Annotated in this window: 24 protein-coding genes; 12 read left to right on the forward strand and 12 right to left on the reverse strand. The window is 69.8% G+C overall.

The window, feature by feature from the left end; translation table 11 throughout:
- Positions 1-62: 62 nt before the first annotated feature.
- Together V8201_RS17130 and V8201_RS17135 are read right to left on the reverse strand one after the other, a co-directional pair.
- The gene (locus V8201_RS17130) at positions 63-1,277 is read right to left on the reverse strand and encodes a DUF1501 domain-containing protein (RefSeq protein ID WP_336546042.1); all 1,215 of its coding nucleotides are present in this window, start codon (positions 1,275-1,277) and stop codon (positions 63-65) included.
- A 15-nt stretch (positions 1,278-1,292) separates the two neighbouring features.
- Positions 1,293-2,816, reverse strand: coding sequence for a DUF1800 domain-containing protein (locus V8201_RS17135; protein WP_336546043.1), 1,524 nt, complete (start codon positions 2,814-2,816; stop codon positions 1,293-1,295).
- 250 nt (positions 2,817-3,066) lie between these two features.
- Between V8201_RS17135 and V8201_RS17140 the strand changes: the two genes are divergently transcribed.
- Entirely contained in the window at positions 3,067-3,528 is a 462-nt protein-coding gene (locus V8201_RS17140; RefSeq protein ID WP_271301054.1) for a VOC family protein, read from the forward strand.
- A 100-nt stretch (positions 3,529-3,628) separates the two neighbouring features.
- On the opposite strand, the gene V8201_RS17145 is transcribed toward V8201_RS17140, so the two are convergent.
- The 5 genes from V8201_RS17145 to V8201_RS17165 all read right to left on the reverse strand — a co-directional run bounded on the left by V8201_RS17145 (position 3,629) and on the right by V8201_RS17165 (position 7,494).
- Positions 3,629-3,865 (reverse strand): DUF3253 domain-containing protein, encoded by a 237-nt coding sequence (locus tag V8201_RS17145; protein ID WP_037535371.1) that lies wholly within the window; start codon positions 3,863-3,865, stop codon positions 3,629-3,631.
- A gap of 9 nt (positions 3,866-3,874) precedes the next feature.
- Positions 3,875-4,696, reverse strand: a complete 822-nt coding sequence (locus tag V8201_RS17150) for an SDR family NAD(P)-dependent oxidoreductase (RefSeq protein ID WP_271301055.1) — start codon at positions 4,694-4,696, stop codon at positions 3,875-3,877.
- Positions 4,693-5,679 carry an aldo/keto reductase gene (locus V8201_RS17155; protein ID WP_336546044.1) on the reverse strand — a complete coding sequence of 329 codons (987 nt, stop codon included), beginning with the start codon at positions 5,677-5,679 and terminating at the stop codon, positions 4,693-4,695. Before V8201_RS17155 ends, V8201_RS17150 begins: the two co-directional genes overlap by 4 nt.
- 112 nt (positions 5,680-5,791) lie before the next feature.
- Positions 5,792-6,526: an SDR family oxidoreductase gene (locus V8201_RS17160; RefSeq protein ID WP_037535393.1), complete on the reverse strand. Its 735-nt coding sequence runs from the start codon at positions 6,524-6,526 to the stop codon at positions 5,792-5,794.
- Positions 6,527-6,621: 95 nt separating this feature from the next.
- The gene (locus V8201_RS17165) at positions 6,622-7,494 is read right to left on the reverse strand and encodes an aldo/keto reductase family oxidoreductase (RefSeq protein ID WP_271301057.1); all 873 of its coding nucleotides are present in this window, start codon (positions 7,492-7,494) and stop codon (positions 6,622-6,624) included.
- A 187-nt stretch (positions 7,495-7,681) separates the two neighbouring features.
- Here V8201_RS17165 and V8201_RS17170 point away from each other — a divergent pair, with 187 nt between their 5' ends.
- Positions 7,682-8,590, forward strand: a complete 909-nt coding sequence (locus V8201_RS17170) for a LysR substrate-binding domain-containing protein (protein ID WP_271301058.1) — start codon at positions 7,682-7,684, stop codon at positions 8,588-8,590.
- Between the two features lies 1 nt (position 8,591).
- Here the strand turns inward: V8201_RS17170 and V8201_RS17175 are convergent, their stop codons facing one another.
- Entirely contained in the window at positions 8,592-9,782 is a 1,191-nt protein-coding gene (locus V8201_RS17175) for a tyrosine-type recombinase/integrase (RefSeq protein WP_336546046.1), read from the reverse strand.
- Positions 9,783-9,978: 196 nt separating this feature from the next.
- On the opposite strand from V8201_RS17175, the gene V8201_RS17180 reads away from it, so the two are divergent.
- The 4 genes from V8201_RS17180 to V8201_RS17195 all read left to right on the forward strand — a co-directional run bounded on the left by V8201_RS17180 (position 9,979) and on the right by V8201_RS17195 (position 12,098).
- Positions 9,979-10,221, forward strand: coding sequence for an AbrB/MazE/SpoVT family DNA-binding domain-containing protein (locus V8201_RS17180; RefSeq protein ID WP_037535391.1), 243 nt, complete (start codon positions 9,979-9,981; stop codon positions 10,219-10,221).
- Entirely contained in the window at positions 10,218-10,604 is a 387-nt protein-coding gene (locus tag V8201_RS17185; protein WP_336546047.1) for a type II toxin-antitoxin system VapC family toxin, read from the forward strand. Before V8201_RS17180 ends, V8201_RS17185 begins: the two co-directional genes overlap by 4 nt.
- A 111-nt stretch (positions 10,605-10,715) precedes the next feature.
- On the forward strand, positions 10,716-11,291 hold the full coding sequence (locus V8201_RS17190; protein WP_336546048.1) for a universal stress protein: 576 nt from the start codon (positions 10,716-10,718) through the stop codon (positions 11,289-11,291).
- 594 nt (positions 11,292-11,885) lie between these two features.
- Positions 11,886-12,098, forward strand: coding sequence for a hypothetical protein (locus V8201_RS17195; protein WP_336546049.1), 213 nt, complete (start codon positions 11,886-11,888; stop codon positions 12,096-12,098).
- A 202-nt stretch (positions 12,099-12,300) separates the two neighbouring features.
- Here V8201_RS17195 and V8201_RS17200 read toward each other — a convergent pair whose 3' ends face one another.
- A complete protein-coding gene (locus tag V8201_RS17200) occupies positions 12,301-12,813 on the reverse strand; it encodes an energy transducer TonB family protein (RefSeq protein WP_336546050.1) in 513 nt (170 codons plus the stop codon).
- A gap of 262 nt (positions 12,814-13,075) precedes the next feature.
- Here V8201_RS17200 and V8201_RS17205 point away from each other — a divergent pair, with 262 nt between their 5' ends.
- The 4 genes from V8201_RS17205 (at position 13,076) to V8201_RS17220 (ending at position 17,946) form a co-directional block, all read left to right on the forward strand.
- Entirely contained in the window at positions 13,076-13,771 is a 696-nt protein-coding gene (locus V8201_RS17205; protein ID WP_336546051.1) for a DUF4396 domain-containing protein, read from the forward strand.
- Between the two features lie 163 nt (positions 13,772-13,934).
- On the forward strand, positions 13,935-15,143 hold the full coding sequence (locus V8201_RS17210; protein WP_336546052.1) for an Aq_097 family APC-type transporter: 1,209 nt from the start codon (positions 13,935-13,937) through the stop codon (positions 15,141-15,143).
- 38 nt (positions 15,144-15,181) lie between these two features.
- Entirely contained in the window at positions 15,182-16,747 is a 1,566-nt protein-coding gene (locus V8201_RS17215; RefSeq protein WP_336546053.1) for a DUF389 domain-containing protein, read from the forward strand.
- Positions 16,744-17,946 (forward strand): cation:proton antiporter, encoded by a 1,203-nt coding sequence (locus tag V8201_RS17220; RefSeq protein ID WP_336546054.1) that lies wholly within the window; start codon positions 16,744-16,746, stop codon positions 17,944-17,946. Before V8201_RS17215 ends, V8201_RS17220 begins: the two co-directional genes overlap by 4 nt.
- An 84-nt stretch (positions 17,947-18,030) precedes the next feature.
- Here the strand turns inward: V8201_RS17220 and V8201_RS17225 are convergent, their stop codons facing one another.
- Entirely contained in the window at positions 18,031-20,394 is a 2,364-nt protein-coding gene (locus V8201_RS17225) for a membrane-bound PQQ-dependent dehydrogenase, glucose/quinate/shikimate family (RefSeq protein ID WP_271301066.1), read from the reverse strand.
- A 187-nt stretch (positions 20,395-20,581) separates the two neighbouring features.
- Between V8201_RS17225 and V8201_RS17230 the strand changes: the two genes are divergently transcribed.
- Positions 20,582-22,405: a diguanylate cyclase gene (locus V8201_RS17230; protein ID WP_336546055.1), complete on the forward strand. Its 1,824-nt coding sequence runs from the start codon at positions 20,582-20,584 to the stop codon at positions 22,403-22,405.
- A 48-nt stretch (positions 22,406-22,453) separates the two neighbouring features.
- Here V8201_RS17230 and V8201_RS19065 read toward each other — a convergent pair whose 3' ends face one another.
- On the reverse strand, positions 22,454-23,488 hold the full coding sequence (locus V8201_RS19065) for a cache domain-containing protein (RefSeq protein ID WP_037535080.1): 1,035 nt from the start codon (positions 23,486-23,488) through the stop codon (positions 22,454-22,456).
- Positions 23,489-23,715: 227 nt separating this feature from the next.
- A complete protein-coding gene (locus V8201_RS17240) occupies positions 23,716-24,018 on the reverse strand; it encodes a hypothetical protein (protein ID WP_336546056.1) in 303 nt (100 codons plus the stop codon).
- 76 nt (positions 24,019-24,094) lie between these two features.
- Between V8201_RS17240 and V8201_RS17245 the strand changes: the two genes are divergently transcribed.
- Positions 24,095-26,167 carry a beta-galactosidase gene (locus V8201_RS17245; RefSeq protein WP_336546057.1) on the forward strand — a complete coding sequence of 691 codons (2,073 nt, stop codon included), beginning with the start codon at positions 24,095-24,097 and terminating at the stop codon, positions 26,165-26,167.
- The last annotated feature ends 54 nt before the right edge of the window (positions 26,168-26,221 follow it).

Consider the following 26,221-nt stretch of genomic DNA (forward strand, 5'->3'; position numbering starts at 1 on the left):
ATGTCCGTCGCGACGCGACTAAATCTCGGTTTAGTTTACCGATCAGCGGGCGGGCCGATGGCTCAGATCAGCTTGAGATCGTCCGGCCGCGCATTCGGGAACAGCGTGTCGAGCTGCGCGCCCGACAGCGAGAATTGCCGCCGGACGAGGCCGCCGATCAGCGACCGGTAATCGGTCAGCACCGGCAGATCGCGGTTCTGGTTGAGCGTCGCCTCCGATACGGCGACCTGCGCGCCGGCGAGCCGCCCGCCCGACAGGCCGCCGCCCATCACCCAATAGACGCTGCCATGGCCGTGATCGGTGCCCTTGTCGCCATTCTCGCGGAAGGTGCGGCCGAATTCGGAGACGACGACGACATTGGTGGTCCGCCACGCCTCCGGCCCGATCGCCGCGACGAAGCCGGCGAGGCCGCGCCCCAGCGCGCCGATCCGGTCGGCGAGATAGCCGGTCGCGCCGCCCTGGTTGACGTGCGTGTCCCAGCCGCCGACGTCGACGAAGGCGAGGTTGAACTGGTCGCGCATCAGCGTGCCGATCCGCCGTGCCGACAGTTCGAACCCCTTGGCGCTGACCGCGCCGCGGCTCGCCGCGGTCATCTCGTCGGCGAGCGCCTTGTAGACGGTGTCGCGCACGTCGAAGCCTGCGTGGACCGAGCGGCCGAGCAGCGCGTCGTTGCGGTACATCGCCTCGATCAGCTGCGCCTGGCGCGCGTCGATCGGCTTGCCGACGCTGGCGAGCGCGAGATTGGGCACCGGGCTGGAGCCGCCGCGGAAGCAGAGCGGCAGCTGGTCGGTGAAGGCGATCGGCCGGTCCGCCGCGCCGCGCCCGAGCACGGCGGCGAGCCGCGCCATGAAGCCCGAGCCGTAATCGCGATGCCCGCCGACCGGCTGGCCCAATTCGATCGTGTCCTGCGTCTCGAAATGGCTGCGGCTCATGTCGTCGGTGCCGGCGAAGGGGACGAAGGCGATCTGCCGCGCCTGCCACAGCGGCATCAGGCTGTCGCGGAGCGCGGGATGCAGGCTCCACGTCGCGTCGAGCGCGACCGGCGCGGCGGGATCGGCCGCGTCGGGGCGGGCGAGCGCGATCGTCGGGCGCGCCTGATGGTAGAAGTCGCTGCCGGTCGGCGCGACGACGTTCGCCGCATCATAGGCGCCGCGCAGGAAGACGACGAGCAGCCGGCTGCCTGCCTGCGGCGCGGCGAAGGCGCGGCCCGCGACGACGACGGGGGCGAGCGCGGCCGCGCCTTTCAGCAGATCGCGGCGGTGGACGTGCGGATACATGGCGGCGACTCCTGACTAGCGGCGCATGAATTCGGGCGAGGAGAGGAACAGCGCATTCCATTCCTGCGGCGAGCGGGCCTGCGCGAGCGCGTCGCGCGTCGGCGGGCCGAGCGTCGCGGCGAGGCCGTCGTAATAGAGCGCATTCTGCACTTGCGGGAAGGCGGGCGCCTCGTCGGCGACGCCGGGGCGGCGGAACAGCCCGGCCGATCCGCCCCCGATCTGGCGCGCGATGTCGAAGCGCGTCGCCATCTGCCCCGGTCCCGACCAGGCGGCGCGGTCGAGCGGATAGCCGTCGGGGGTTTCGTGATTATACAGGCCTTCGCCCATCCGGTTGAGCCAGCCGACGATCGGCATCGGGTTGAGGATCACCCGGTCGCCATAGGCGAGCCGCACCGCCGAGATCGCATAATGCGCCGGGTCCTTGAACGCGCGGCCGGTGGAGGCGGCGAATTCGCGCGAGCGGATCATCGTCCGCATCACCTCCGCCATATCGCCGTGGCTGCGCTGGAAGCGCGCCGCCATCCGCGCGACCAGCGCGGGCGGCGGGGCGTCGCCCATGAAATAGGTGGCGAGCTCGGTCGCGACGTGCTGCGCGGTCGCCGGCGCGGCCGCGATCAGGTCGAGCGCCTGTTCGACCTCGCCGAAGCCCGAGCCCTTGATGACATGGCCGAGGAAATGCTTGTCGCCGAAGTCGTGGCGCGCCGGGTTGAATTCGAACAGGCCGGCGCGGAGGTAGAGCGGCTGCCATTGCGGCCTCAACCGCGGCGGCTCCGGCCTCAGGCTGACGCCGACGCCGGTGAGGATGCGCGCCAGCTCCTGCACGTCCTGCTGGCTATAGCCCGAGCCGACGCCGAGCGAGTGCAGCTCCATGATCTCGCGCGCGTAATTCTCGTTGATCCGGCCGACGGCATTCTGGTCGTTGTCGAGATAGCGCAGCATCGCCGGATGGCGCAGCGTCGCCTCCAGGATGTCGCGGAAGCGGCCGAAGGCCTGCGCGTGCAGCGTCTGTTCGTAATCGCCGACCATCAGCCGGATGTCGCGCTTGTTCGCCTGGACGTTGAAATGGTTGAACCAGAACCAGGTCATCTGTTCGCGGAGCTGGTCGGGGGCATAGAGGTCGCGCAGCACCGAACGCTGCCGCGCCTCGTCGGCGACGGCGTTGAGCGTCGCCTGATAGGCCTTGCGCGCCGCCTCGCGCTGCGCCGGATCGGTCAGCGCCTTGGCGGCGCGGTTCTGCGCATCGACCGCGACGACGATCTGCGCGAGCGGCTCGCGGCTGATCCGCATCTGCGCCACCGTCGCGGCGAGCGGCGCGGGCAGGCTGGTGTCGTCGCTGGCGAGCTGCGCGTCGAGCCAGCGATCGGGGTTGGCGGCGCGCGCGTCCGCGGCGGTCACCCCCCAGGTGAGGCGGTTCGCCCAGCCGATCCCCGCGCCGGGCGCCTCACCCGCGGCGAGCGCCGGCGCCGGCAGCAGCGCCAGCGCGACGGCGGCGAGCCGCGTCGCTCCGATCCCGTGATGGCGCATCGTCGAGTCCTCCATCCGTGGCGGCTAACTCCTTGCCGCCGCGAAGCTGAACGGCAACTTTCCTGGCGCGATCGTGACGATCATTTCATCGGGCCGTCATGCGCCGCTGGTGGTGGCGGATGACCGGTTGCGCCTCGCCGGCCGATCCTTTTCGGGAAAGCAGTCTTGCCCTAATCCAGCACCATGAGAATCATGTTCGCCATGCTGTTGGCCTCGGTCGCGACAGGTCCAGACAGCGCGCGCACGGGCCAGTGAGACTGCACCAATGAACGACGCCGCAAACGTGATGGCCGTGGATCACACCGGCTTTGCCGTATCATCTTTGGACGAAGCCATTCGCTTCTGGACGGCAGCGCTTGGCTTCACGCTGGAGCGGCAGTCGGAAATGGGGGGCGACTTCCTGCATCAGGTGACGGGTGTCGATGATCCGCGTGTGAAGACGGCGATCGTCAAGGCCGCTGACGGGTATGTGGTCGAATTGTTGCAGTATTCAAAAGGACGTCAGAACGGGGAGGTACCGAACAGCGCGGGGGCGATCGGTGCGGCTCACCTCGCTCTGACCGTGAACGATATCCATGCTGCCATTGGTCGCGTCGAAGCCGCAGGCTGGAAGGCCAAGGGTCGTCCGCTGCCAATCGCGGGTGGTCCCCGAAAGGGGACTTTGGTGGCCTATGTTTCAGGCCCCGATCATATCACGATCGAGCTCATGCAGCCGCCAGCCCGTTAAGGCGCCCGTGGGACCTATCCCATCTCACCATCGTCAATCGTCGGTTTCGTTGCCGAACCGCCTCCGCGCCCGCACGCACCGCCCGCGGCGATCGCAGGCGTCATTCCTCGCCCACCCGCCCGATCCGGTACGGCCCCGACCGCGTCGTCAGCGGCGTGCCCTGCCAGCTCAGCCGCACCCGCCGCTCGCGGACCAGCGCGTCGATTGCGGCGTGGACCGCGGGCATCGCCGCGCGCCAGTCGGGCGCGATCGCGCGGGCGACCTCGCTCGGGCAGACCGTCGCGCCCGGCGCGCGCCGGGCGAGCAGCGCCAGCGTCACGGTTTGCGGATCGGCCATCGGCGCCGCCTAGTCGCCCGCCATATGGCGGGCGAAGGCCTCGGCATGATCGGGATGCCAGCGCGACAGCGCGGGGCGATTGGCGAGGAGGTCGCCCGCCGCCCAGGCGATGCGCCTGGCGTCCTGTTGCGGCGTCGTCTCATTGTCCGGGCAGAGGATGTAGAAATCGCCGTCCGCGAGCCGCTCGAGCATCAGCGCGACGACCTGCTCGCCCGTCCATGCGCCGGCGGGCTTCTCGGGCCGCGGCGAGGTCATGCCGGTATAGGTGAAGCCGGGGATCAGCAGATGCGCGCTGACCCGATCCCCGGTGCGGGTGCGCAGGCTGTGCGCCAGCCCCTCGGTCAGCGCCTTCACCCCGGCCTTGCTGACATTGTAGGCGGTATTGCCCGGCGGCTGGGTGATCCCCTGTTTCGATCCGGTGGCGATGATCAGCCCGGGCGCGTCGCCCGCGACCATCGCCGGCGCGAACGCCTGCACGGCGTTGAGCACGCCCATCAGATTGACGTCGATGACGCGGCGCCAGACGTCGCCGTCGGCGAAGACGTCGCCGCCATCGCCGATGCCGGCATTGGCCATCAGCACCGCGACCGGCCCGATCCGCGCGGCGAGCGCGTGCATCGCCGCGGCGTCGGCGACGTCGACGCCATAGGCGCTCGCTCCGGGGATCGCCGCGGCGGCCGCGTCGAGCGCGTCGCCCGGCCGGTCGAGCAGCGCGACCCGCATACCCTGTGCGGCAAAGGCGCGCGCCGCGGCGAGGCCGATGCCGCTCGCCGCGCCGGTGACGACCGCCTGCCGATCCGGCGCGATGGCTGCGAAGGAGGCGACGCTCACCGGTTGACGCTCGCCATCGTCGCGGCGGGATAGCGTGTGCCGCTCGCCGCGCCGGGCGGCAGGATCGTGTCGATCCGCGCCAGCTCGTCGGCGGTGAGCGTCACGTCGAGCGCGCCGAGATTGTCTTCGAGATAGCGGCGCCGCTTGGTGCCGGGGATCGGCACGATATCCTCGCCCTGCGCGAGCACCCAGGCGAGCGCGAGCTGCGCCGGCGTGCAGCCCTTGTCCGCCGCCATCGTGCCGATCGCGGCGACGAGGTCGAGGTTGCGGGCGAATGCCTCGCCCTGGAAGCGGGGATGGTTGCGCCGCGTATCGTCGGCGGCGAGATCGTCGGGCGTCCTGATCTCGCCGGTCAGGAAGCCGCGGCCGAGCGGGCTGTAGGGGACGAAGCCGATGCCGAGCTCGCGCACCAGCGGCAGGATCGCCTCCTCCGGATCGCGGCTCCACAGTGAATATTCGGTCTGCAGCGCGGTGATCGGATGGACGGCATGCGCGCGGCGGATCGTCTCCGGCGCGGCTTCCGACAGGCCGAGATATTTCACCTTGCCGGCGGCGACCAGCTCGGCCATCGCGCCGACCGTCTCCTCGATCGGGACGTCGGGATCGACGCGATGCTGGTAATAGAGGTCGATGATGTCGAGGCCGGTGCGCCGCAGGCTGGCGTCGCACGCCTGGCGTACATAGTCGGGCCGGCCGTTGATGCCGCGCGCGCTGCCGTCGGCGTCGCGGACGATGCCGAACTTGGTCGCGACGACGACCCATTCGCGCCGCTCGCGCACCACCCGCCCGACCAGCTCCTCGTTGGCGCCGACACCATACATGTCGGCGGTGTCGAGCAGGGTGACGCCGCGATCGAGCGCGAGGTTGATCGTCGCGACCGCCTCCGCCTCGTCGCGGCCGGCGTAGAAGTCGGACATGCCCATGCAGCCGAGGCCGAGCGCCGACACCTCCAGGCCTTGCCGGCCGAGCTTGCGGGTCTTCATGGCATGTCTCCGATGTGAGTGATGCCGGCACAATGATCGGCGCGGCATCGGGTTGCCGGCGATCGCGCGACGTCGGACGGACCGGCCCCCGGCGGGCGCCGGTCCGGGCCGGTCACGCGGTCACACCGCCGTCGATGGTCAGCGTCGTGCCGGTGATATAGCTCGCGTCCGGTCCGGCGAGGAAGGCGACCGCGCCGGCGATCTCCTCGACCCGGCCGTAGCGGCCGAGCGGGATGGCCGAGAGCATCTGCGCGGCGAACTCGCCGTCGGCGGGGTTGAGGTCGGTGTCGATCGGGCCGGGCTGGACCGTGTTGACGAGGATGTTGCGCGGCGCGAGATCCTTCGCCCAGCCGCGCGCCAGCGCCGCCACCGCCGCCTTGGTCGCGCTGTAGACGGTGGTCGCGGGGAAGGCCATCTCGCCCGAGATGCTGCCGATCAGGATGATCCGCCCGCCGTCGGTGAGGTGGGGCAGCGCCGCGCGCGTGCCGACGTGCAGCCCCTTGACGTTGACGTCGAACTGGCGGTCGAAGATCGCGTCGCTGTCCTCGGCGATCGTCGCGAAGGTGGCGACGCCGGCATTGTGGACGAGGATGTCGATCCCGCCCAGCGCCGCGGCCGCCTGATCGACGCCGGCGCGCTGCGACGCGGGGTCGGCGGCATCGGCCTGGAAGGCGAAGGCGGTGCCGCCTGCCTGTTCGATCGCCGCGACCGTGGCGTCGGCGGCGGCGGTGTTGCCGGCATAGGTGATCGCGACCGTCGCGCCCTCGGCCGCGAGCCGCCTCGCGATCGCCGCGCCGATGCCGCGCGATCCGCCGGTGACCAGCGCCGTCTTGCCTGTGAGTGACATATAAGGTCTCCAAATCGCCCGCGATCACGGCCTCGTGCGCTGTCGGCTGGCGGCAAGATGGCGCGGTCGCGCGTTAGTTCAATGATTCCGAACTATTAAATCTGTGGCGCACCGTCGATCGCGTCGAGCCGCGTCATCGCCGCCTCGGTCAGGGTCAGCGATGCCGCGGCCAGATTCTCGTGCAGGTGCGCCAGCGACGCGGTGCCGGGGATGAGCAGGATATTGGGTGACCGCCGCAACAGCCAGGCGAGCGCGACCTGCATCGGCGTCCCGCCGAGCTCCGCCGCCACGTCGGACAGGTCGTCCGACTGCAGCGGGCTGAAGCCGCCGAGCGGGAAGAAGGGGACATAGGCGACACCCTCCGCCGCGAGCGCGTCGATGAAGGAATCGTCGGCGCGATGGGCGAGATTATATTGGTTCTGGACGCAGACGATCGGCGCGATGCCGCGTGCCTCCTCATATTGCGTCGGCGTGACGTTGCTGAGGCCGATATGCCGCACCAGCCCCTGCCGTTGCAGATCGGCGAGGGTGCGCAGCGGCGCGGCGAGCGATCCCTCCGCCGGGCCGTGGACGTCGAACATCAGCCGCAGATTGACGACGTCGAGCGTGTCGAGGCCGAGATTCGTCAGATTGTCCTCGACCGCGCGCGCCAGTTCGTCGGGCGCGAAGGCGGGCAGCCACGCCGCGTCGTCGCCGCGCCGCGCGCCGATCTTGGTGACGATCAGCAGATCGTCGGGATAGGGCGACAGCGCCTCGCGGATCAGCCGGTTGGTGACGTGCGGCCCGTAGAAATCGCTGGTGTCGATATGGGTGACGCCGGCCGCCACCGCGGCGCGCAGCACGGCGAGCGCCGCATCGCGGTCGCGCGGCGGGCCGAACACGCCGGGGCCGGCGAGCTGCATCGCGCCATAGCCGAGCCGCGTCACGCGGCGTCCGGCGAAGGAATAGGTGCCTGCCTGGTCGATCATCATGGGTCTCCTGTCATGCTGCGGCGAGCCGCGTGCGGCAGCGGCAACCTCCCCTCCCGACGGACCACTCCGGCCAAGGCCGGGGTGGTCAGGAGACGTAAGCCGCGGTCGCCGATGCCGAGATATCGCTTGCGGATCATGCGGATAAGCCGGAGAGATCGGGACGGGCTGTGCGGAAAACCGAACGATGAAGGCCGACCTCGCCGATCTCAACGCCTTCCTCGCGGTCGCGAAGGCGCGCGGTTTCCGCGACGCGGCGCGCGGCACCGGATCGGGCGCGTCGACGCTGAGCGAGGCGGTGCGCCGGCTCGAGGCGCGGCTCGGCGTGCGGCTGCTCCACCGCACCACGCGCAGCGTCACCCCGACCGAGGCGGGGATGCGGCTGATCGAGCGGCTGGCGCCGGCGCTCGGCGAGGTCGCGGCGGCGCTCGACGTCGTCGACCGCTATCGCGACCGGCCGGCGGGGACGCTCCGGCTCAACGTGCCGGTCAGCGCGGCGCGGCTGGTGCTGCCGGCGATCCTGCCCGGCTTCCTCGCCGCCTATCCCGATATCGAGGTGGAGATCGTCGCCGAGGACGGCTTCGTCGACATGATCGCCTCGGGCTGCGACGCCGGCATCCGCTATGACGAGCGGCTCGAACAGGATATGATCGCGGTGCCGATCGGGCCGCGCGTCCAGCGTTTCGCCACCGCCGCGGCGCCCGCCTATCTCGCGGCGCGCGGCCGGCCGGCGCATCCGCGCGATCTGCTCGACCATCGCTGCCTGACCGCCCGTTTCACCAGCGGCGCGCTGACCAGCCCGTGGGAGTTCGAGCGCGCCGGCGAGATCGTGCGGGTCACGCCGCAGGGGCCGCTGATCGCCAGCGTCGCCGGAGCGGTCGATCTGCTCGTCGACGTCGCGATCGCGGGCGGCGGCATCCTGCATCTGTTCGAGGACTGGCTGCGCCCGGCGCTCGCCACCGGCGCGCTGGAGGCGGTGCTGCCCGACTGGTGGCAGTCCTTTTCGGGGCCGTTCCTCTATTATTCGGGCCGTCGCCTCGTCCCGCCGCCCCTACGCGCCTTTCTCGACTTTGTGCGGGAAGGGCCCCCGGCCTAGCTCACCCCCGCACCCCGGCGAGCAGGCGCGCGGTGGCGCCGCTCTTCACCTGCAACTGGCGGCCGTAGCGCAGCGCGGTCGACGGCGACGACCAGCGCAGGGTGAGCGCGATGCCGGTGCCGTCCTCGCCCGCGGCGAACAGGTCCTGCGTCAGCCCGACGCGCAGCGAGTGCGTCGACAGCGCGGCGACGCGCGCCTCGACCTCGCCGGCGGGCAGGTCGACCAGCCCCGCCGCCACCGCCGCGCGCGCGAGCCGGCGGTAGATGCCGGTGACGCCCTGGCGGGTGAGCGGCTGCGACCCGATCGTATAGGTGATCAGCCGCGCCGCATCGGCGGTGTTGCTCTCGCCCCAGCGCGCATCTGCCTGCTCCTTCGACCGCTGCCGCCGGCGGTCGACGCCGACGCGGCGGAACAGCACGCCCGCGGCGATCGCCGCGTCGCTGCGCCAGGCGGCGACGCGGCGCATCGTATCCGCCGACAGCCACGCCCAGGCGCCGAGCCCGTCCTGATCGGTCTTCGAGCGCGGCAGGTGGAGCAGGCCGCTGCCGTCGGGCTGCGCGCGCAGGTCGCGCACGTCGATCGCGGTGAGCTCGCCGACGCGCAGGCCGGCGTCGTAACCGAGGCTGAGCAGCGCCGCGTCGCGCCGGCCCTGCACGTCGCTGCCGCAGGCGTCGAGCAGCGCGGCGATGGTGAACCCGCCCGTCGCGCCGAGCGCCCCGCCGAAGCGCAGCGGTGCCGCCTGCCGCTGCGCCGCGCCATGCCGCCGGCGGTGCGCCCGCAGCGCATGGCGCACCATCGGCGCGGCGGTCGGCAGCGCCTCGGCGCGCAGCCCGAGCAGACGGTGGACGGTGGCGAGGCTGGCGATCCGCCGCGCGAGCGTCGCCGGCTTGCGCCCGTCCGCTTCGAGCGCGCGAAGATAGCGGACGAGATCCTCGGGATCGGCCGGACAGGCGGGGCGGCGCTCGCCCGCGCACCAGTCGAGCCAGCAGTCGAGGTCGGCGGCGAGCGCCAGTTTCGACGCCTCCGCCATCGCCTCGAGCGCCACCTCGACGCCGATGCCGCTGACCGCCGGCCAGTCGACCGGGGCGGCGCGGCCGAGCGCGGCGATGAGCCGGGCCGCCGGCGTGACGGCGCTGTCGTCGCGACGGCGCTGCGGCAGCGCACCGGCGGGTCGGATCGTCAGCAGGGTCATGGCGGTCCTGTATTTGGCGATAAGCGTTCTGTTGTTACCATAAGCCACGATTATGGTAAGTGGCAATACGGAAGATGGCAGAGGGCAGGGGGCGTGTCACACGCACGTCGTTGCGTCATGTGCGTTCGTATTTGTCTCACGACATGCCGCGAGTTATATAGGCAGACAATAGCCATAGCAGCGACGAGGTTTTCCGATGACCGTGCAGGTCAACATTACGCCCAACGGACGCATGAGCCTGCCGGCGGACATCCGCAAGCGGCTCGGACTCGTCGATGGCGGCGCGGTCTATCTCGACGAGACTGCCGACGGCGTCGTGCTGCGCACCGTGTCGCAGATCGTGGCGCAGGCGCAGGCGCTGGCCCGGCCGTATCGCGATACGCCCGGCGCCAGCGTAGAGGACTTCCTTGCCAGCCGTGCCGGCGAGTCGGGCGAGTGACGGTGGTGCTCGACGCCTCGGCCCTGCTCGCGATGCTGCGCGGCGAGGCCGGGGCCAAGAAGGTCGAGGGCGCGCTGGCCGGCAGCCGCATGTCGGTGGTCAACATGGCCGAGGTCGCGTCGCATTACATCAAGCTCGGCATGCCCAACGACGCGGTCGACCGGCTGCTGCGGCCGCTGCCGATCGACCTCGTCCCCGCCGACATCGATCTGGCGCGCGAGGCGGGGCGGCTGCGCATCCATACCGTCACCGGCGGCCTGTCGCTCGGCGACCGCTTCTGCCTCGCGCTCGCCAAACGCGACGGCCTGCCGGCCTGGACCGCCGACCGCCAGTGGAAGACGATCGCCGACGCGGCGGGGGTGAAGGTGGTGGCGATCCGGTAGGGGCGTCGCGCGCCGGGATGGCGCGGGCACCGATGTCCGGATCCCGACCCGATGGCCGGGATCCGGCGTGACCAAACGCGGGCCCGGCGAACTCAGAAGCGCGCGCGGACGGTGAGGGCGAAGGTGCGCTGGGACTGGATCGACGCGACCGGCGATGCCGCGGCGGCGCTGCGCCACCATATCGGCTGCAGCGACCTCGTCGTCGTCAGCCGGCGGCTCGACGGCCCGTCGCTGCTCGACATGCGCCGCATCGCCGGCGAGCTGATCGTGCGATCGGGCAAGCCGATCCTCGCGGTGCCGCAAGGCTGCCCGCGGCTCGCGCTCGACCGGGTGCTGCTCGTCTGGGACGGATCGCCCGGTGCGGTCACCGCGATGCAGGCCGCGACACCGATCCTCGCGCAGGCGACGGCGACGACGATCCTGACGGTGGCGGACGGTCGCGCCGGCCTGCCCGCCGAGGATGCCGCGACCTATAGCTCCCGCCACGGCATCGCTGCGCGGATCAAGCCATGGCAATCCTCACAGGGGTGCACGGCGCAGACGCTGCTCGCCGCGATCGCCGCGCGCGCGCCCGACCGCGTCGTCATGGGCGGCTTCGGCCATTCCCGTCTCGAGGAGGCGCTGCTCGGCGGCGTGACACGGACGATGCTCGACGAAAGCCCGGTGCCGGTCCTCTTCGCGTATTGACGCGCGCCAGGCGAGCAGCGCCTCGGGCGGCTCGACCGGGGTTATCCCCATCGGAACGCCAACCTCCATGGGGCGGGCGGGGCCAAGTTCGAATCGGCCGAGACGCTGCTGGCGGGGGAGACTCCATCGGCCTCCGTCGGGTTGCGCAAGTAACGTCCGGTTCCAATTGCCGGCAGGTCTACGATCACCCAAAATTGATCCGCGTTGCGAAGCTCTCCGGCGATTGACAAATGGCCGAGTCGGTATCATCATTCTGCAGTCGAAGAGCTTGCATAGATCGCTCGTCGTAAGATCATTTGATATCGTATACCGTTCAGGCTCTCGGCTGTGCAGCAGGGAGGATAGCCGTGTCATTCATTGCTATGATCGCCGATATCCTGTGCGTGATCTGGCTCCTTGAGCTTGTGATCGTTATCCTGTCCGGACTGTATTCGTGGAGACGATCCCAATACATCGACAGGAAGAACATGCACGTCTGGTCTGCGCCGGAGAGCAGATCACGCGACCTTCGGCCAGTTAAACGATAATTCCACTCTCCGATCCGCGTCCAAGATCATCCTGCCGGCACGTATCGATCCATGGAAAGGATGGATTATGTCCGTGTTCATCGAATATGGAGAGTCGCCGCGGGTGAGGGTCGATGATGGCCACGTCTTTCTGGAGGCGAGCGACGGCCGCAGGGTCCGGATGAAGCCGGAGGTGGCGATCAAGCTCGGTCGATCGCTCGAGGCGTGCGGCACCGAATCGTTCATCAACAAGGTGCTGGACGGCAATGCCGCGCCGACGGACTTTCCGGCGCCGAAGTAACGCCCCGGTCGATCCGCGCGAAAGCGCGACCTCGATCTGCCCCCTCCGACGACCTCGTCGAATGCCAGCAGTCGCCGCACCGGACCGACTTGCCCGCGCCGTCGGCGCGCTCACCATCGATCCGTCGCCGCGCCCTCCGCCAAGGCGCAGCCCGATACCCGCAGAGCCATCGGACTGCGCCCCCCTGGAATGCCCGGCGGCCTTAGCTGCCCGGCATCCGAGCCAGTGATGCAAGAACCAGGGGTGGATCGGTGCGTTCGGCAAGGGCATCGGCCGGCAGATCCCGGACTCGGGTGTTGGCCCGCACCATATCGCGCATCTCCTCTTCGTCTTCCGCGAAGAACAGCTGCGCCTCGATTTGCCGTCCCGGCGCGATACCCGCCGGCAGGCTGGCGAGCCCGTTCAGTTTCGATACGGCGTTCAGCGCGGCTTGGTCGATCTGCCGATTGCCGGACTTGCGGCAGAACCAGACGCTCCGCAAACTTCCGTCCGCGTTCATAGTGAAGCGGACGTGCGCGAAGCCATACAGGCGTTCGGTCGGGCTCATCGCGACCGGATAGCGCATCGCATCGTTGATCCTGCGCGAAAGCTGCGCCGCCCAGAGCTGGACGGTGGCCGGCGCGGTGACATGGATATCGGTGGGTCGCTTCTTCGCTTCGGCGACCGGGAACAGGACAGACATTATGACGATCGCTGTGAGGAACAGTCGTTTCATGTTTCGATCTCCCACTGCCAGGTGATCGGCCATCAGACACGTGCGTAAACCTGCGGGCGTTTGCCGCATGGTCGCTTTGGTCGATGAGGGAAACGTGGTCTGCGGTCGCGCTTCGACTCGCCGCGAAATTGTGCCGGAACGGGCCAAATGTCAAGATAAAGCGTGTGCGTTGAACCACTTGCCCGGTCGACGATCGTCCGCCGCGGCGCGCGTCGCCGGACGACGGACGGCAGCCATCGCGGGCGTGTCGCGTTACACGGTCATGACGAACGTTCCGGCCTCCCTGCACCTCGCGGCGATCGTCTCGCTGTCGCTGGCGGTGGCCTGCGCGATTACCATCGCGCTCGATGTCTGGCGGCACCCGCCCAAGATGGCGGTGATGGCGCTGGTCTGGCCGCTGACCGCGCTGTTCGGCAGCCTGGTGTGGCTGGCGATCTATTATCGCTGGGGACGCGCGACGCGGCAGGACGAGGACACGCCCTTCGCCGTCTCGGTGCTCAAGGGGGCGAGCCATTGCGGGGCCGGCTGCACGCTCGGTGACATCGTCGCCGAGGGACTCGCGCTCGCGGTGCCGGCGGTGGCGGTCTGGTTCGGCTATGGCACGCTGTTCGGCACGCGCATGGTCGCGCTCTGGATCCCCGACTTTCTGTTCGCCTTCCTGTTCGGCATCGGCTTTCAATATTGGAGCATCGTGCCGATGCGGCAGCTGTCGCCGGGCGAGGGCATCAGGGCCGCGCTCAAGGCGGACGTGCTGTCGATCGGCGCGTGGCAAATCGGCATGTACGGCGGCATGGCGCTGATCCAGTTCCTGTGGTTCGCGCCGCAGTTCGGCGGCCTCGCCGAACCCGGCCAGCCGGAGTTCTGGATGGCGATGCAAATCGCGATGCTCGCCGGTTTCTGTACCAGTTATCCGATGAACTGGCTGCTGGTGCGAAACGGCGTCAAGGAGGCGATGTAGCGCGCGCGTCGATTATTCCGTCGCCGAGCCGGCATTTGCCGGCACGCCGCTGACGTTGCGAAATGTTAACCTTGGTTGACAGACGGCGACGCGGTCCCGAGGATAGCCGCACCCCTGCCGTGGCTGCAAAGCGGCCGCTTTGATCCCGTCACCGGAGTCCTCCATGATCGTCATCATCGCGCTCGGCGTCTCGATCCTCGTCGCGGCATGGCTGACCTTCAGCCCGTTCGCGCGATCGGACGGCTGGCGCGCGACGGTGACGCCGCTCGCGTCGATCATCGGTTCGGGCTTCCTGATCTGCGGACCGTTGCTGGCGCGCGAGTTCGGCGGCGCGGCGCTCCTCGCGATGGCGGCGCTGCTGGCGATCGCTTATGCCGCCGGATGGGTGATCCGCTTCAACATCCGCCATGTCGAGGATCATCTGGCGACCGCCCCCTTCGCCGATCCGATCGCCTGGACGGCGCGCATCACCCAGGGCGTGCTCGCCCTCGCCTATGCGGTGTCGGTCGCTTATTACCTGAAGCTGCTGGCGGAATTCTCGCTCAAGCCGATCGCGGTCGATCCGGCCTGGCAACCGGTGATCGCCAATATCGTCGTCACGGTGCTGATCGCGGCGATGACGCTGCTCGCGCTCGGCGGCGATCTGCGCAAGGTCGAGCATGTCGCGCACGGCACGGTGTCGATCAAGATCGGCATCATCGCCGGCCTGCTGGTGGCGCTCGCCATCGCCTGGGTGACGGGCGGCGCGGTCCAGCCGCTGCCGCCGGCGCGGGTGGGCTGGGCCAGCCTGCCGATGCTGCTCGGCCTGATCATCACGGTGCAGGGGTTCGAGACGTCGCGCTACCTCGGCCACGATTATCCCGCCGAGCTGCGGATCCGGACGATGCGCCATGCGCAATGGATCGCCTCCGCCATCTATCTCGCCTTCATCGCGCTGCTCACCCCCTTCCTGTCGCGCGCGGCGCAGACCGAGGGGGTGGCGGGGATCCTCGACATCATGCAGCTGATCGCTCCGGCGCTCGGCGCCTTCGTGCTCGCCGGCGCGGTATCGAGCCAGCTCAGCGCGGCGGTCGCCGATTCGATCGGCGCGGGCGGGCTGATCAACGAAGTGTCGCGACGCCGCGTGCCCGTGCCCTTGGCCTTCGCGCTCGCCGGTATGCTGGCGATCGGCGTCGTCTGGCTGACCGATCCGTTCCAGGTGGTGGCGCTGTCGTCGCGGGCGTTCGCCCTGTTCTACGCGCTGCAATGCGCGTTGGCGTTCGCGGTGGCGCGGCGCAACGGCGTCGGCGACTGGCGTCACCGCTGCGGCTTCGTCGCCATCGGCCTGATCTGCCTCACCGCGGTCGCGGTCGGCGCGCCGGCCGAAAGCTGACTCCCCTCCCGACGCGCATGCAGGATTCACAGTCGCCGATGACCTCCCCCACCCTTCCCGCCGACCGGCATGCGGCCGCCGGACAGCTTGGCCGCCTCGCGCTCTATCGCTGGTGGCGCACGTCGGTGGTCGGCCGCGTCGACCATGAGGCGGTGCTGGCGCGCGTCATCGAGGAGAGCGGCTGGAGCCCGCGCTTCGCCTTCATGACGATGATGTCGGCCGGCATCGCCGAACTGGGGCTGCTGCTGTCGTCGCCGGCGGTGGTGATCGGCGCGATGCTGATCTCGCCGCTGATGAACCCGATCCTTGGCTTCGGCTTCAGCCTCGCGCTGTTCGATTTCCGCGAGCTCAGGCGATCGCTCAAGGCGCTGGCGATCGGCTCGGCGGTGGCGATCGCGTTCACCGCGCTGCTCGTCCTCGCCTCGCCGCTGCAGGCGCCGACCGCCGAGATCGTCGCGCGGACGCGCCCCAATCTGTTCGACCTCGCCGTCGCGCTGTTCGCCGCGCTCGCCGGCACCTTCGCGATCATCCGCGGGCGCGGCGACACGATCGTCGGCGTCGCGATCGCGACCGCGCTGATGCCGCCGCTCGCGGTGGTCGGCTATGGCATCGCCACGCGCAACGCACCGGTCGGCATGGGCGCCTTCGCGCTGTTCGTGACCAACTTCATCACCATCGCGCTGTCGGCGACGGTGATGGCGCGCTTCTACGGCTTCGGCCATCATCTGTCGCGGCGCCAGGGCTGGATGCAGACCATCGTGCTGACCCTGGTCTTCATCGGCATGGCGATCCCGCTCGGCATCTCGCTCAACCGGATCGGCCGCGAGGCGCTGGCGACGTCGCAGACGCGCTCGCTGCTGTCGGAGCGGTTCGGCGAGGCGGCGCGCGTGACCCAGCTCGACATCGACTTCACCGCCGAGCCGATCGTCGTGCGCGCGGTCGTCATCACCCCGCGCCGCGCGATGCAGAAGACCAGCGCGATCCAGGCGGCGCTGGCGACGGCGCTCGCGCGGCCGGTGCGCCTCAACCTCGACCAGATCCTGCTCGGCGCCGGGGCGGACGCGCTGGCAGCGCAGCGCGAGGAGCTGCGCCAGGCGGGCGAGGCGACCAACAGCGCCGCGCAGCGGGTGACCGATCTGGCGAACGGCATCGCGCTGATCACCGGCATCACCCCCGATGCGGTGACGATCGACCGCGACCATCATCGCGCGGTCGCGGCCGCCGCCCCGCTGCCCGGCGCGAGCGTCGCGACCTATCGCACGCTCGAACGGCGCGCGGCCGAGCAAAGCGACGACTGGGACGTCGCGATCGTCCCGCCGCAGGGGCCGCTGCCGCCGATCGCCTTCGCCGACGGCGCCGACACGCTCGACGCGGCGGCGAGCGACGCCGTCGCCACCTCGGCCTGGGCGGCGCACCGCTGGAACGTCTCGGCGCTGACCGTGCCGGGCCTGCCCGCCGGCGCGCCGCCCGAGGCGCCGACGCTCAGCCAGCGGCGCGCCCTCGCCGTCGCCGCGCTGTTGCGTCAGCAGGGCATCGCGACCGAGCCCGCCCCCGCCGCGGGCCGGCAGTTCGCGTTGACGCCGGTGGCGGGGGGCGGCCGATGAGCGGCGATATCGGCCTCACCGACCTCGGCACGCTGCTCGTCGTCGCCTCGCTCGTCGCGATGGTGTCGCGGCGGATCGGGCTGCCCTATACGGCCGGTCTGGTGCTCGCCGGGATCGGCCTTGCCTATTCGCCGGTCGGCGCCGCGCTGCCGCTGTCGCGCGAGCTGATCTTCAACGTCTTCCTGCCGCCGCTGATCTTCGAGGCGGCGATGCAGCTGCGCTGGTCGCGCTTCCGCCGGGAGATGCCGCTGACCCTGGTGCTCGCCTTCTTCGGCGTCGCGGTCAGCGCGGCGGTGGTCGCGGGCGGCATGCACCTGCTGCTCGGCTGGAGTCTGCTCGGCGCGGCCTTCTTCGGCGTGCTGATCGCGGCGACCGATCCGGTCTCGGTGATCGCCGCCTTCAAGGAGATGAAGGCCGAGCCGCGGCTCAGCATGGTGGTCGAATCCGAAAGCCTGCTCAACGACGGCGTCGCCGCGGTCGGTTTCGCGATCCTCATCGGCATCGCCAATGGCGAGGCGCTGACCGCATCGGGCGCCGCGCTCGCGCTGCTGTGGACGGTCGCCGGCGGTCTGGTGATCGGCGCGGCGATCGGCATCGGCGTGCTGACCCTCGCCGGCCGGACGACGGACCATCTGGTCGAGGTGACGCTGACCACCGTCGTCGCCTGGGGATCGTTCCTGCTCGCCGAACATGTCCACGCCTCGGGCGTGTTCGCGGCGCTGGCGGCGGGGCTGATCGTCGGCAACGTCGGGCCGCGCGGTTCGATCTCGGTCGCGGGTCGTCAGCATGTGCAGGATTTCTGGGCCTATGCCGCCTTCCTCGCCAATTCCTGCCTGTTCCTGCTGATCGGCAGCCACGAGGCGCATCAGCCGATCGCGCTGGTCTCGCTGCCGCTGGTCGTCGCGATCGTCCTGACGCTGATCGGCCGCGCGGCCGCGGTCTACCCGCTGGCGCTGCCGTTCGCCCGATCGGGGCTGCGGCTGCCCGCGACCTATCAGCATGTGCTGGTGTGGGGCGGATTGCGCGGCGCGGTCGGCCTCGCGCTGGCGCTGGCGGTGCCGGCGAGCGTCGCCGAGCGCGGCCAGATCGTCGTCGTCACCTTCGGCGTCGTCGCCTTCTCGATCTTCGCGCAGGGGCTGACGATGCCGCGGCTGCTGCGGCACTGGCGGTTGACCGGGTCGGACGAGGCGGAGCATTGACCGGCCGCGGCATCGCGCCGGCGACGGGCGATCGGCCGTGACGCCATGGCGGCGCGCGATCCGGTTGCCGACGCCGAAGCGCCGTCAGCGCTTCGGCAAGGCGTACGCCAGCGTATAGTCGCCGTAGCGCGTTCCCAGCGCGCCATGGCCCCCCGCGGTGATCACGACATATTGCCGCCCGTCGCGCCCGCGATAGGTCATCGGCGTCGCCTGCGCGCCCGCCGGCAGCCGCGCCTTCCACACCACCTTGCCGCTATTGAGGTCGAAGGCGCGCAGATATTGGTCGGTGGTCGCGCCGATGAAGGCAAGGCCGCCCGCGGTGATGATCGAGCCGCCGAGATTGGGCACGCCGGTCTTGATCGGCACGCCGAGATGCGATCCGAACAGGCCGGTGTCGCGCGCCGTCCCCAGCACCTTGCGCCACACCACCTTGCGCGTGCCGAGATCGACCGCGGTGAGATGCCCCCAGGGCGGCGCGACGCAGGGCGCGCCGAAGATGCCGACCCAGGCCTTCACCACCGCGACATAGGGGGTGTTGTACTGCGTCTGGAGCTGCGCCTGCATGGCATTCTCGCCGCCCTGCTTCTGCTTCATCAGCGACGCGACGCGCGGATCGTCGCGGCGCATCAGCCAGAGCTTGAACGGCATCTCCATCGTGTTGACCGTCATGATGCCGCGCACCGGATCGACCGCCGCGCCGCCCCAGTCGGTGACGCCGTCGAAGGCGGGATGGCCGATGATCGGCTTCAGCCCCATGGGCTGATAGATGCCCGTGCCCTGCGCCCGCCGGATGTCGATCCGGCAGAAGAGCTGGTCGATCGGCGTCGCGCCCCAGGTGGCGACCTCGGTCGGCGCGGGCGGAGTGAAGCTCGGCATGCCGGTCGAGAAGGGCTGCGTCGGCGAGACGCGCACGCCCGGCGTCGCGCCGTCGGTGCGCACCGGCCGTTCGGTGATCGCGGCGATCGGCGCGCCGGTCAGGCGGTTGAGGAAGAACACCTGCCCCATCTTGCTGGTCTGGATCAGCGCCGGGATCACCTGCCCATCGGGCGCGCGATAGTCGAACAGCGACGGGCCGATCGGCAGGTCCATGTCCCACATGTCGCGGTGGACGAGCTGCCGCGTCCAGCGCAGCTTGCCGGTCGCGACGTCGAGCGCGACGATCGACGAGCCGAAGCGATCGTCGAACGGCCGGCGATAGCCGATCCAGTAATCGGGCGAGGCATTGCCCGTGCCGAGATAGACGAGGCCGTTGGCGGCATCGGCGGTGATCGCGCCCCAGACGTTGGGCGTGCCGCGCGTATAGGTCTGCCCCGCGGGCAGCGGCGCGATCGCGTCCGGCGAGCGGCCGACGTCCCACGCCCAGACCGGCGCGCCCGACACCGGATCATAGGCGCGCACCACGCCCGACGGAATGTCGCGGTTGACGTTGTCGATGATCCGCTCGCCGATGATCAGCCGGTTGTTGACGACGACCGGCGGCGTGGTGCCGATCTGATCCGAGGGCTTCGACGTCCCCATATTGGCGCGCAGGTCGATCGCGCCGCCCTGCGCGAAGCTCGGGCAGGGCCGCCCGCTGTCGGCGTCGAGCGCCACCAGCCGCGCGTTGAAGGTCGGCGCGAAGATGCGGTGCGGGCACGGCGTCCCCGCCGGCGCCTCGAAATAGGTGACGCCGCGGCAGACCAGATAATTGTTGCCGGCGATCGGCGCATCCTCGTGCCAGCTCCACTTGGTCTTGCCGGTGGTGGCGTCGATCGCCTGGACGAAGGAATGCGGCGTGCAGGTGTAGAGCGTGTCGCCGATATGGATCGGCGTCGCCTCGGAATGATATTCGCGCTTGTGCTCCTGCGTCTCGGCCGCCACCGGCAGGTCGCCGGTGCGCTGCGTCCAGGCGAGCTCGAGCCGGCCGACGTTCTGCGGCGTGATATCGGCGAGCGCGGAATAGCGCCGGCCCGACAGCGTGCCGCCATAATCGCGCCAGTCGCCGTCCGCCTCGCCGGTCGGGGCGGCGGGAAGGGTGGCGCCGCCCGCGCCCTGCGCCCCTGCCCCCGCGCCATGCAGCACGACCCCGCCGATGCCGAGCGCGAGCAGCATCGCGGTCGTCGCGGCCACCGCGCGCCGATCGGGCCGCCACGCCCGCGGGCGCCAGCCGGTGAGCAGCACCAGCACCAGCAGCACGGTCGGCGCGACCAGCCTGGGCACGAGCTGCAGACCGTCCAGCCCGACTTCCCACACGGCCCAGATCAGTGTGCCGAGCCAGATCGCGCCGAACAGCCAGCGGCCCGACCGCGGCGCACGGCCGAGCAACGCGCCGCTGGCGATCATCGCCAGCCCGGCGACCAAATAATAGAGCGACCCGCCGAGCGAGGCGAGCACGCCACCGGCCACGGCGAAGAAACCGCCGAGAATGGCCAGGCACCAAGCGAGCGCCAGTCTGTACAGCCGAGCCATGCCTTGCGTCCTTCCGCCCGTTTGGCGGTCAACGTCCGAACTTGGCAGAAGTTACGCGATGGCGACCCGGACCGTCCCAAGACACGGACATACGGCCCGCGCCCGCGTCAGGCACGTTCGATACGCCGTCGTGCCGGACGGCGACCGGGTAACAGGATGCTAAATTCTGGCCGCTACCGTCGCCGGCATGTTGTCGTCTCTCTCAGCACGGATCGCCGCGATCGGCCTCGTCGTCCTGATCGCCCTGGCCTCGCTGGCCGGCCTGCTCGTCGATGCGTCCCGGCAGACCAGCCAGAGCTTCGAATGGGCCGGCCATTCGGCCGAGGTGATCGAGACGACCGAGGCGGCGCTCGGCGATCTGCGCGAGGCGGAATCGGGCCAGCGCGGCTTCATCATCACGCGCAATCCCGCTTATGCCCGGTCGTTCGCCGAACGGGTGGAAAGCTCGGCGCGCAATATCGCGGTCGCGGTCCGGCAGACCGCCGACAACCCGCTGCAACACGCCAGGGCGCGCGAGATCGCGACGCTGATGGCACAGCGCGCCGTCTTCCTGCGCCAGCCGCTGGTCCTCGCGCGGCGCGGCGATTTCGCCGGCGCGGTCGCCATCGTCGCCAGCGGGCGCGGGCGTGAGCTGATGGATGCGATCAGCGTCCGCGCCACCGGCTTCCTCGACGAGGAGCGCGCCTTGCAGACGAGCCGGCAGGATGCGGCGGACCGGCGGCTCGCCGGCGGGCGGCGGCTCGCGATCATCGGCGCGGTCGTCGTCGCGCTGCTCGTCGTCGGCAGCTTCGCGCTGCTGATCCGCGGCATCCGCCGGCCGCTGGCGACGATGATGCGTGCCATGACCGCCCTGGGCGGCGGCGAGCAGGACGCGCGTATCGAGGGGCGGATGGGGTCCGAGGAGTTCGACCGGCTGGCCCGCGGCTATAACGCGATGGCGGAGCGGCTGAGGACCGCCGTCGCCGACCGGGCGGACAGCGAGCGGCAGTTGCAGACCGCCAATGCCGAACTGCACCGCAACAGCGAGACGCTGCGCGAACGCGGCTCGGTGATCGAGCTGCTCGGCGGCATGTCGCACCGCATGCAGGCCGCCCGCACCGACGACGAACTGGCGCAGATCATCAAGGTCTTCGTGCCGCGCGTGCTGCCCAACCTGCCCGGCGCCCTCTACGCGCACAACAATTCGCGCAACTGCCTGGTGCCGATCGCCAGCTGGGGCGGCACCGCCGTCGCGGCCGAGGGCTTCGCGCCGGAACGCTGCTGGGCGTTGCGCCGCGGGCAGAGCCATTCGGTCGCCGAAGCGGGGCGCGACATCGTCTGCGGCCATGTCGGCGCGGACGAACTCTATCATTGCGAGCCGCTGCTCGCGGGCGGTGAGGTGATCGGCGTGCTCTACCTGCGGGGCCGGATCGAGGACGAGAATCGCTTCCGCATGGCCGTGCTGACCGAGAATATCGCCTCGGCGCTGGTCAACCATCGCCTGCAGCGCTCGCTGCGCGAGCAGACGATCCGCGATCCGCTCACCGGCCTGTTCAACCGCCGCTACATGGAAGAGACGCTCAAGCTGGAGATCGCGCGCGCCGCCCGCGCCGGTACGCCGCTCAGCCTCGTCATGTGCGACATCGACCATTTCAAGCGGTTCAACGACGAATTCGGCCATGATGCCGGCGATGCGGTGTTGCAGCATGTCGCCGCGGAGATGCGCGGCCGCTTCCGCGACGGCGACGTCGTCTGCCGCTTCGGCGGCGAGGAATTCACCATCATCGCCCCCGGCACGACCGCCGATGCGCTGGCCGGCCGCGTCGAGATCGTCCGGCGTGCGATCGCCGAGCTGAGCGTCCGGCACGGCAGCCGCAGCCTCGGCTCGACCAGCATGTCGTTCGGCATCGCGACCTGGTCGGAGCCGATGGCGCGGGACGGCTCGACGCTGATCCAGGCCGCCGATGTCGCGCTCTACCAGTCCAAGCGCGAGGGCCGGAACCGCGCGACGATCAGCCTCGTCGCGGCCTGACGGCGGCGGGACGACCGCCATCGCGACGGACCCGTCGGGGTTCGCCCGCTATCGGCGGCGCTGCGCCAGCGTCCGCGCGATCTCCTGTTCGGTGGCGACATGCTCCTCGATGATGCAGCACAGGTGGAGGTCGGTGATCGCGCGATCGGACAGCACGCGCGCCTGCGCGGTGTTGAGCCCGTCGGATGCCTTGGCGACCATCTCGTCCCGGGTCGCGTGCGGATGCGGCGCATGCCAGGCATAGCTGCCGGTGGTCGCGACGACCTTGCCCGCGGCGTCGACGATCGATCCGACCGCATTGGTCGCCTTGCGGTTGACGACGTTCATGATCGCGCCCGCCTGCCCCTCGAAATCAAACTCGAGATAGCAGACCCCGATCGTCGTCCCCTCGAAACGGACGGGCGCGACGAAGATCAGCACCTTGCGGTCGTTCGACCAGGGGTTTTGCCAGATCTCGTCGGTCATCCATTCGACCGCGGCGGGTGCGGCCATCGCGCGCTGGAATTGCGGATAGCCGCTGAAATCGACGTCGCGCACCGCCGCATTGGCATGCGCACAGACCGCGACGCGGCCGTCGCTGTTGACGGCGAAAGCGTTGAGAAAATAGGGCGAACACCCCAGCAACGTGCGCAGCCGGTCGAGCGCGCGCGCCGCGACGCGCGGCGCGGCCGGGTCGACCAGCAGCGCCTCGACCAGCGAATAATCGGTCGCGAGCATGCGGATGTCGATCGAACGATCGTATAGCGTGCGGCCCAACGTATCCGCGATCGACTGGGCGAGGTCCGCCAGCCGCCCGCCCTCCATGTCGCTGGCCAGTTCGTCCGCCAGCGCGGTCCCCGTCGCGAGATAGCCGAGCACCTCGTCGCGGAAGCTCATCGCCGCGGTGCGCGCCGAGCCGGCGAGCGATTTCACCTCCTGCGCGACGATCGAGAAGCCACGGCCGGCCTCGCCCGCCCGCGCCGCCTCGATCGTCGCGTTGAGCGCGAGCAGGTTGGTGCGGCTGGCGATGTCTTCGGCCTGTTGGGCATGGGCCAGCACTTCGCCGCTGAGCGAATGAAGCAGGGAACGGATCCGGCGCGGCATCGATGGCTTTCGTGAACAGTTTGCCGCCGGTACCGCGTATTTACCATAACATCTAGGGCCGTATCGGGCTTTTTCAGCAATTTAGATTCAAGGCCTCGGCGTCGCGGGGGCGCACGGATGCCTGCATCGATCGTCTCAGGCGCGCCGTGTGGCGCCAGATCGCTGATGGCGGCCGGTGCGCTATGCCGGCCTGACGGCGCTCGCGCTGCCGAACGTCGCGATGGCGATCATCGTCCGGTAAGGGGCGAGCCGTCGCCGCCACGATACAGCAGCCGGACCCGCGCCTCATGGCCCAGGCTGCGCTCTGACAGGGGCGGCTGGAACGCCGTCGCCCCGGACGACAGGAGAAGCCCCCGCCGGTCGACGGTGGCCGCGGCGGGCGGATGGTCGACCGGATAGGAGGAGCGGACATATCGGCTGGCACATCCCCCGGTCAGGTCGGACACGCCGATCATCGGCCAGGCGAGGACGGATGCCTGCGCCTTGCCCGTCGCGACGATCGTCTTGCGCAGATGATAACTTGTTTGCATAGGTGCACATACTTCGGAACAGTCGGGCAGCGCGGGCCATGCGTGCCGGTATCGACGCCAATGAGGGGATTGCATGATGGTGAAGGGTCGTAACCTGACCAAGGCGGCGCTTTCGGTGGCCATGTGCCTCGGGGCGGCAGGATCGATGGCGACATCCTCCCTGGCGCAGAGCGCGCAGGGGCATCCGCAATGGCCCGGCAAGGGCGACCTGTTCGTCGGCACCAACTACCAGCCGGTCGACCGCTCGACGGCACAGATCCGGCAGGACGTTGCGGTGATGAAGCAGGCGGGCTTCAACGTGGTGCGGATGGGCGATCTGTCGTGGGACGCGTTCGAGCCGCAGGAAGGCCAGTTCACCTTCGAGTGGTTCGACGCGATCCTCGATCAGATGCAGGCGGCGGGCATCCGCGTCGTGCTCGACATTCCCGGCGAGCCGGCGCCGACCTGGCTGCACAAACATTATCCCGGCGTCGACATCGTCGACCAGAACGGCACCCGGCTGGACGCCGCCACCCGGTACTGGGACAATATCAGCGATCCGGATTACCGCCGCCTGGCGAAACGCCTCGCCGACCGGATGCTGCAACGCTACGCCAAGCATCCGGCGGTGATCGCGATCGGCTATGACAATGAGATCGGCAACGGTCGCATGTCCTATTCCGCCGCGGATCGCGATCGGTTCGTCGCCTGGCTGCAGCAGCGCTACGGCACGATCGCGGCGCTGAACAAGGCGTGGGCGACGCAACGCTGGTCGCGGCGCATCAACGACTGGTCGGAGGTCGATCTCCCCTATGAGCGGGGGCCGGGGCCCAACGAACGCTATCTCGACCTGCGCCGCTATTGGTCGGACGACACCTTGGGTGCGCTCAAGGATCTGGAGGCGGTGCGCAAGCAACGCGCGCCTGATGTCCCGGTCCTGTCCAACCTCTGGCCTTATGCCGGCCAGAAGGGGTTCGACTTCCTGCGTTCGTGGGACGAGATCTCGACCTATGGCGCGCTCGGCTTCTATCCCGGCGATCCGGCCGATGCGGCGGTCGACGTGATGTTCAACCGCGCCGGCCATACGACGCCGGTCTGGTTCAACGAATTCACCGCGGGCGGGGGCGGCTATTACGGCACGCCGGGCCGGTCCCGCATGTGGGCCTATTTCGGCCTGCTCTATTATTCCCAGGCCTTCCTCGCCTGGACGTTCAATTCGCATCTCGGCGGCGAGGAGCAGGCGCTGTTCGGACTGATCGAGCATGACGATCGGCCGTCCTGGAAGGTGGGCGAGTTCGCACGCATCGCCGCCGAGATGAAGACGCTGAAGACGCTGGGGTTCCCGCGCACGGGCCGGCCGGACGTGGCGGTCGCCTATTCCTATCAGACCAATTGGCTGGTCAATCCGCCGCCCGGTCCCAACACCATGCAGGAATATTACAAGGCCGATTACCGCAAGCAGGTCGGCAACGCCTATTTCCCGTTCTTCCGCGACAATATCGACGCGGCGACGATCGACGTCGGCCATGATCGGCTCGACACCTACAAGCTGATCGTGATGCCGACCGCCTATCTGGTCGATCGGCCGACCTCCGATGCGATCCGGGCCTATGTCAAGAATGGCGGCACCGTCGTGATGACCGGCTATTCGGCGAAAGTCGATGCGACGGGCAAGTGGTTCGACACGCCCCTGCCCGGCGGGCTGACCGACGTCTTCGGCCTGCGGACCAACGCCTTCTACCGCGCCGACACGCCGTTGACGGTGCAGTTCGGCACCGCGACGCTGACCGGCAGCGACCCCTATTATGAGGTGCTCGAACCATCGACCGCACAGGTGCTCGCCCGCTTCACCAACACGGGCAATCCGTCCCCGGCGATCACCGTCAACCGTTATGGCAAGGGGCGGGCGATCTATCTCGCCACGGCGGCGCAGCCCGAATTCATCCAGCCGTTGATCCGCTCGCTCTACCCCTCGATCGGGATCACGCCCGGGCCGGTGACGCCCGACGGCGTCTCCGCGCGGATCGTGGACGGCCGGACGCTCTATGTGAACACCACGGCCAAGCTGGCAAAGGTGACCATCAATGGCCGCCGGACCGACGCCCTCACCGGTCGCACCGCGACCGGCACGGTCGACCTCGAACCCTATGGCGTCGCGCTGATGCGCTAGCCTGGCGCCCGGCGGCATTTGACACTGCCGGACGGGCATCGCAAGGCGCGCTCC

The organism is Sphingomonas kyungheensis, assembly GCF_037120395.1.
Classification (GTDB): Bacteria; Pseudomonadota; Alphaproteobacteria; order Sphingomonadales; family Sphingomonadaceae; genus Sphingomonas; species Sphingomonas kyungheensis.

What these genes read in the sequence shown, in the direction of transcription:
- V8201_RS17220 (WP_336546054.1), top strand. Translation starts at nt 16,744, where the DNA reads ATGAGCGGCGATATCGGCCTCACCGACCTCGGCACGCTGCTCGTCGTC.
- V8201_RS17155 (WP_336546044.1), bottom strand. Translation starts at nt 5,679, where the DNA reads ATGAAGACCCGCAAGCTCGGCCGGCAAGGCCTGGAGGTGTCGGCGCTC.
- V8201_RS17225 (WP_271301066.1), bottom strand. Translation starts at nt 20,394, where the DNA reads ATGGCTCGGCTGTACAGACTGGCGCTCGCTTGGTGCCTGGCCATTCTC.
- V8201_RS17170 (WP_271301058.1), top strand. Translation starts at nt 7,682, where the DNA reads ATGAAGGCCGACCTCGCCGATCTCAACGCCTTCCTCGCGGTCGCGAAG.
- V8201_RS17145 (WP_037535371.1), bottom strand. Translation starts at nt 3,865, where the DNA reads ATGGCCGATCCGCAAACCGTGACGCTGGCGCTGCTCGCCCGGCGCGCG.
- V8201_RS17160 (WP_037535393.1), bottom strand. Translation starts at nt 6,526, where the DNA reads ATGTCACTCACAGGCAAGACGGCGCTGGTCACCGGCGGATCGCGCGGC.
- V8201_RS17165 (WP_271301057.1), bottom strand. Translation starts at nt 7,494, where the DNA reads ATGATCGACCAGGCAGGCACCTATTCCTTCGCCGGACGCCGCGTGACG.
- V8201_RS17175 (WP_336546046.1), bottom strand. Translation starts at nt 9,782, where the DNA reads ATGACCCTGCTGACGATCCGACCCGCCGGTGCGCTGCCGCAGCGCCGT.
- V8201_RS17210 (WP_336546052.1), top strand. Translation starts at nt 13,935, where the DNA reads ATGATCGTCATCATCGCGCTCGGCGTCTCGATCCTCGTCGCGGCATGG.
- V8201_RS17135 (WP_336546043.1), bottom strand. Translation starts at nt 2,816, where the DNA reads ATGGAGGACTCGACGATGCGCCATCACGGGATCGGAGCGACGCGGCTC.
- V8201_RS17230 (WP_336546055.1), top strand. Translation starts at nt 20,582, where the DNA reads ATGTTGTCGTCTCTCTCAGCACGGATCGCCGCGATCGGCCTCGTCGTC.
- V8201_RS17180 (WP_037535391.1), top strand. Translation starts at nt 9,979, where the DNA reads ATGACCGTGCAGGTCAACATTACGCCCAACGGACGCATGAGCCTGCCG.
- V8201_RS17200 (WP_336546050.1), bottom strand. Translation starts at nt 12,813, where the DNA reads ATGAAACGACTGTTCCTCACAGCGATCGTCATAATGTCTGTCCTGTTC.
- V8201_RS17215 (WP_336546053.1), top strand. Translation starts at nt 15,182, where the DNA reads ATGACCTCCCCCACCCTTCCCGCCGACCGGCATGCGGCCGCCGGACAG.
- V8201_RS17245 (WP_336546057.1), top strand. Translation starts at nt 24,095, where the DNA reads ATGGTGAAGGGTCGTAACCTGACCAAGGCGGCGCTTTCGGTGGCCATG.
- V8201_RS17130 (WP_336546042.1), bottom strand. Translation starts at nt 1,277, where the DNA reads ATGTATCCGCACGTCCACCGCCGCGATCTGCTGAAAGGCGCGGCCGCG.
- V8201_RS17195 (WP_336546049.1), top strand. Translation starts at nt 11,886, where the DNA reads ATGTCCGTGTTCATCGAATATGGAGAGTCGCCGCGGGTGAGGGTCGAT.
- V8201_RS17140 (WP_271301054.1), top strand. Translation starts at nt 3,067, where the DNA reads ATGAACGACGCCGCAAACGTGATGGCCGTGGATCACACCGGCTTTGCC.
- V8201_RS17240 (WP_336546056.1), bottom strand. Translation starts at nt 24,018, where the DNA reads ATGCAAACAAGTTATCATCTGCGCAAGACGATCGTCGCGACGGGCAAG.
- V8201_RS17205 (WP_336546051.1), top strand. Translation starts at nt 13,076, where the DNA reads ATGACGAACGTTCCGGCCTCCCTGCACCTCGCGGCGATCGTCTCGCTG.
- V8201_RS19065 (WP_037535080.1), bottom strand. Translation starts at nt 23,488, where the DNA reads ATGCCGCGCCGGATCCGTTCCCTGCTTCATTCGCTCAGCGGCGAAGTG.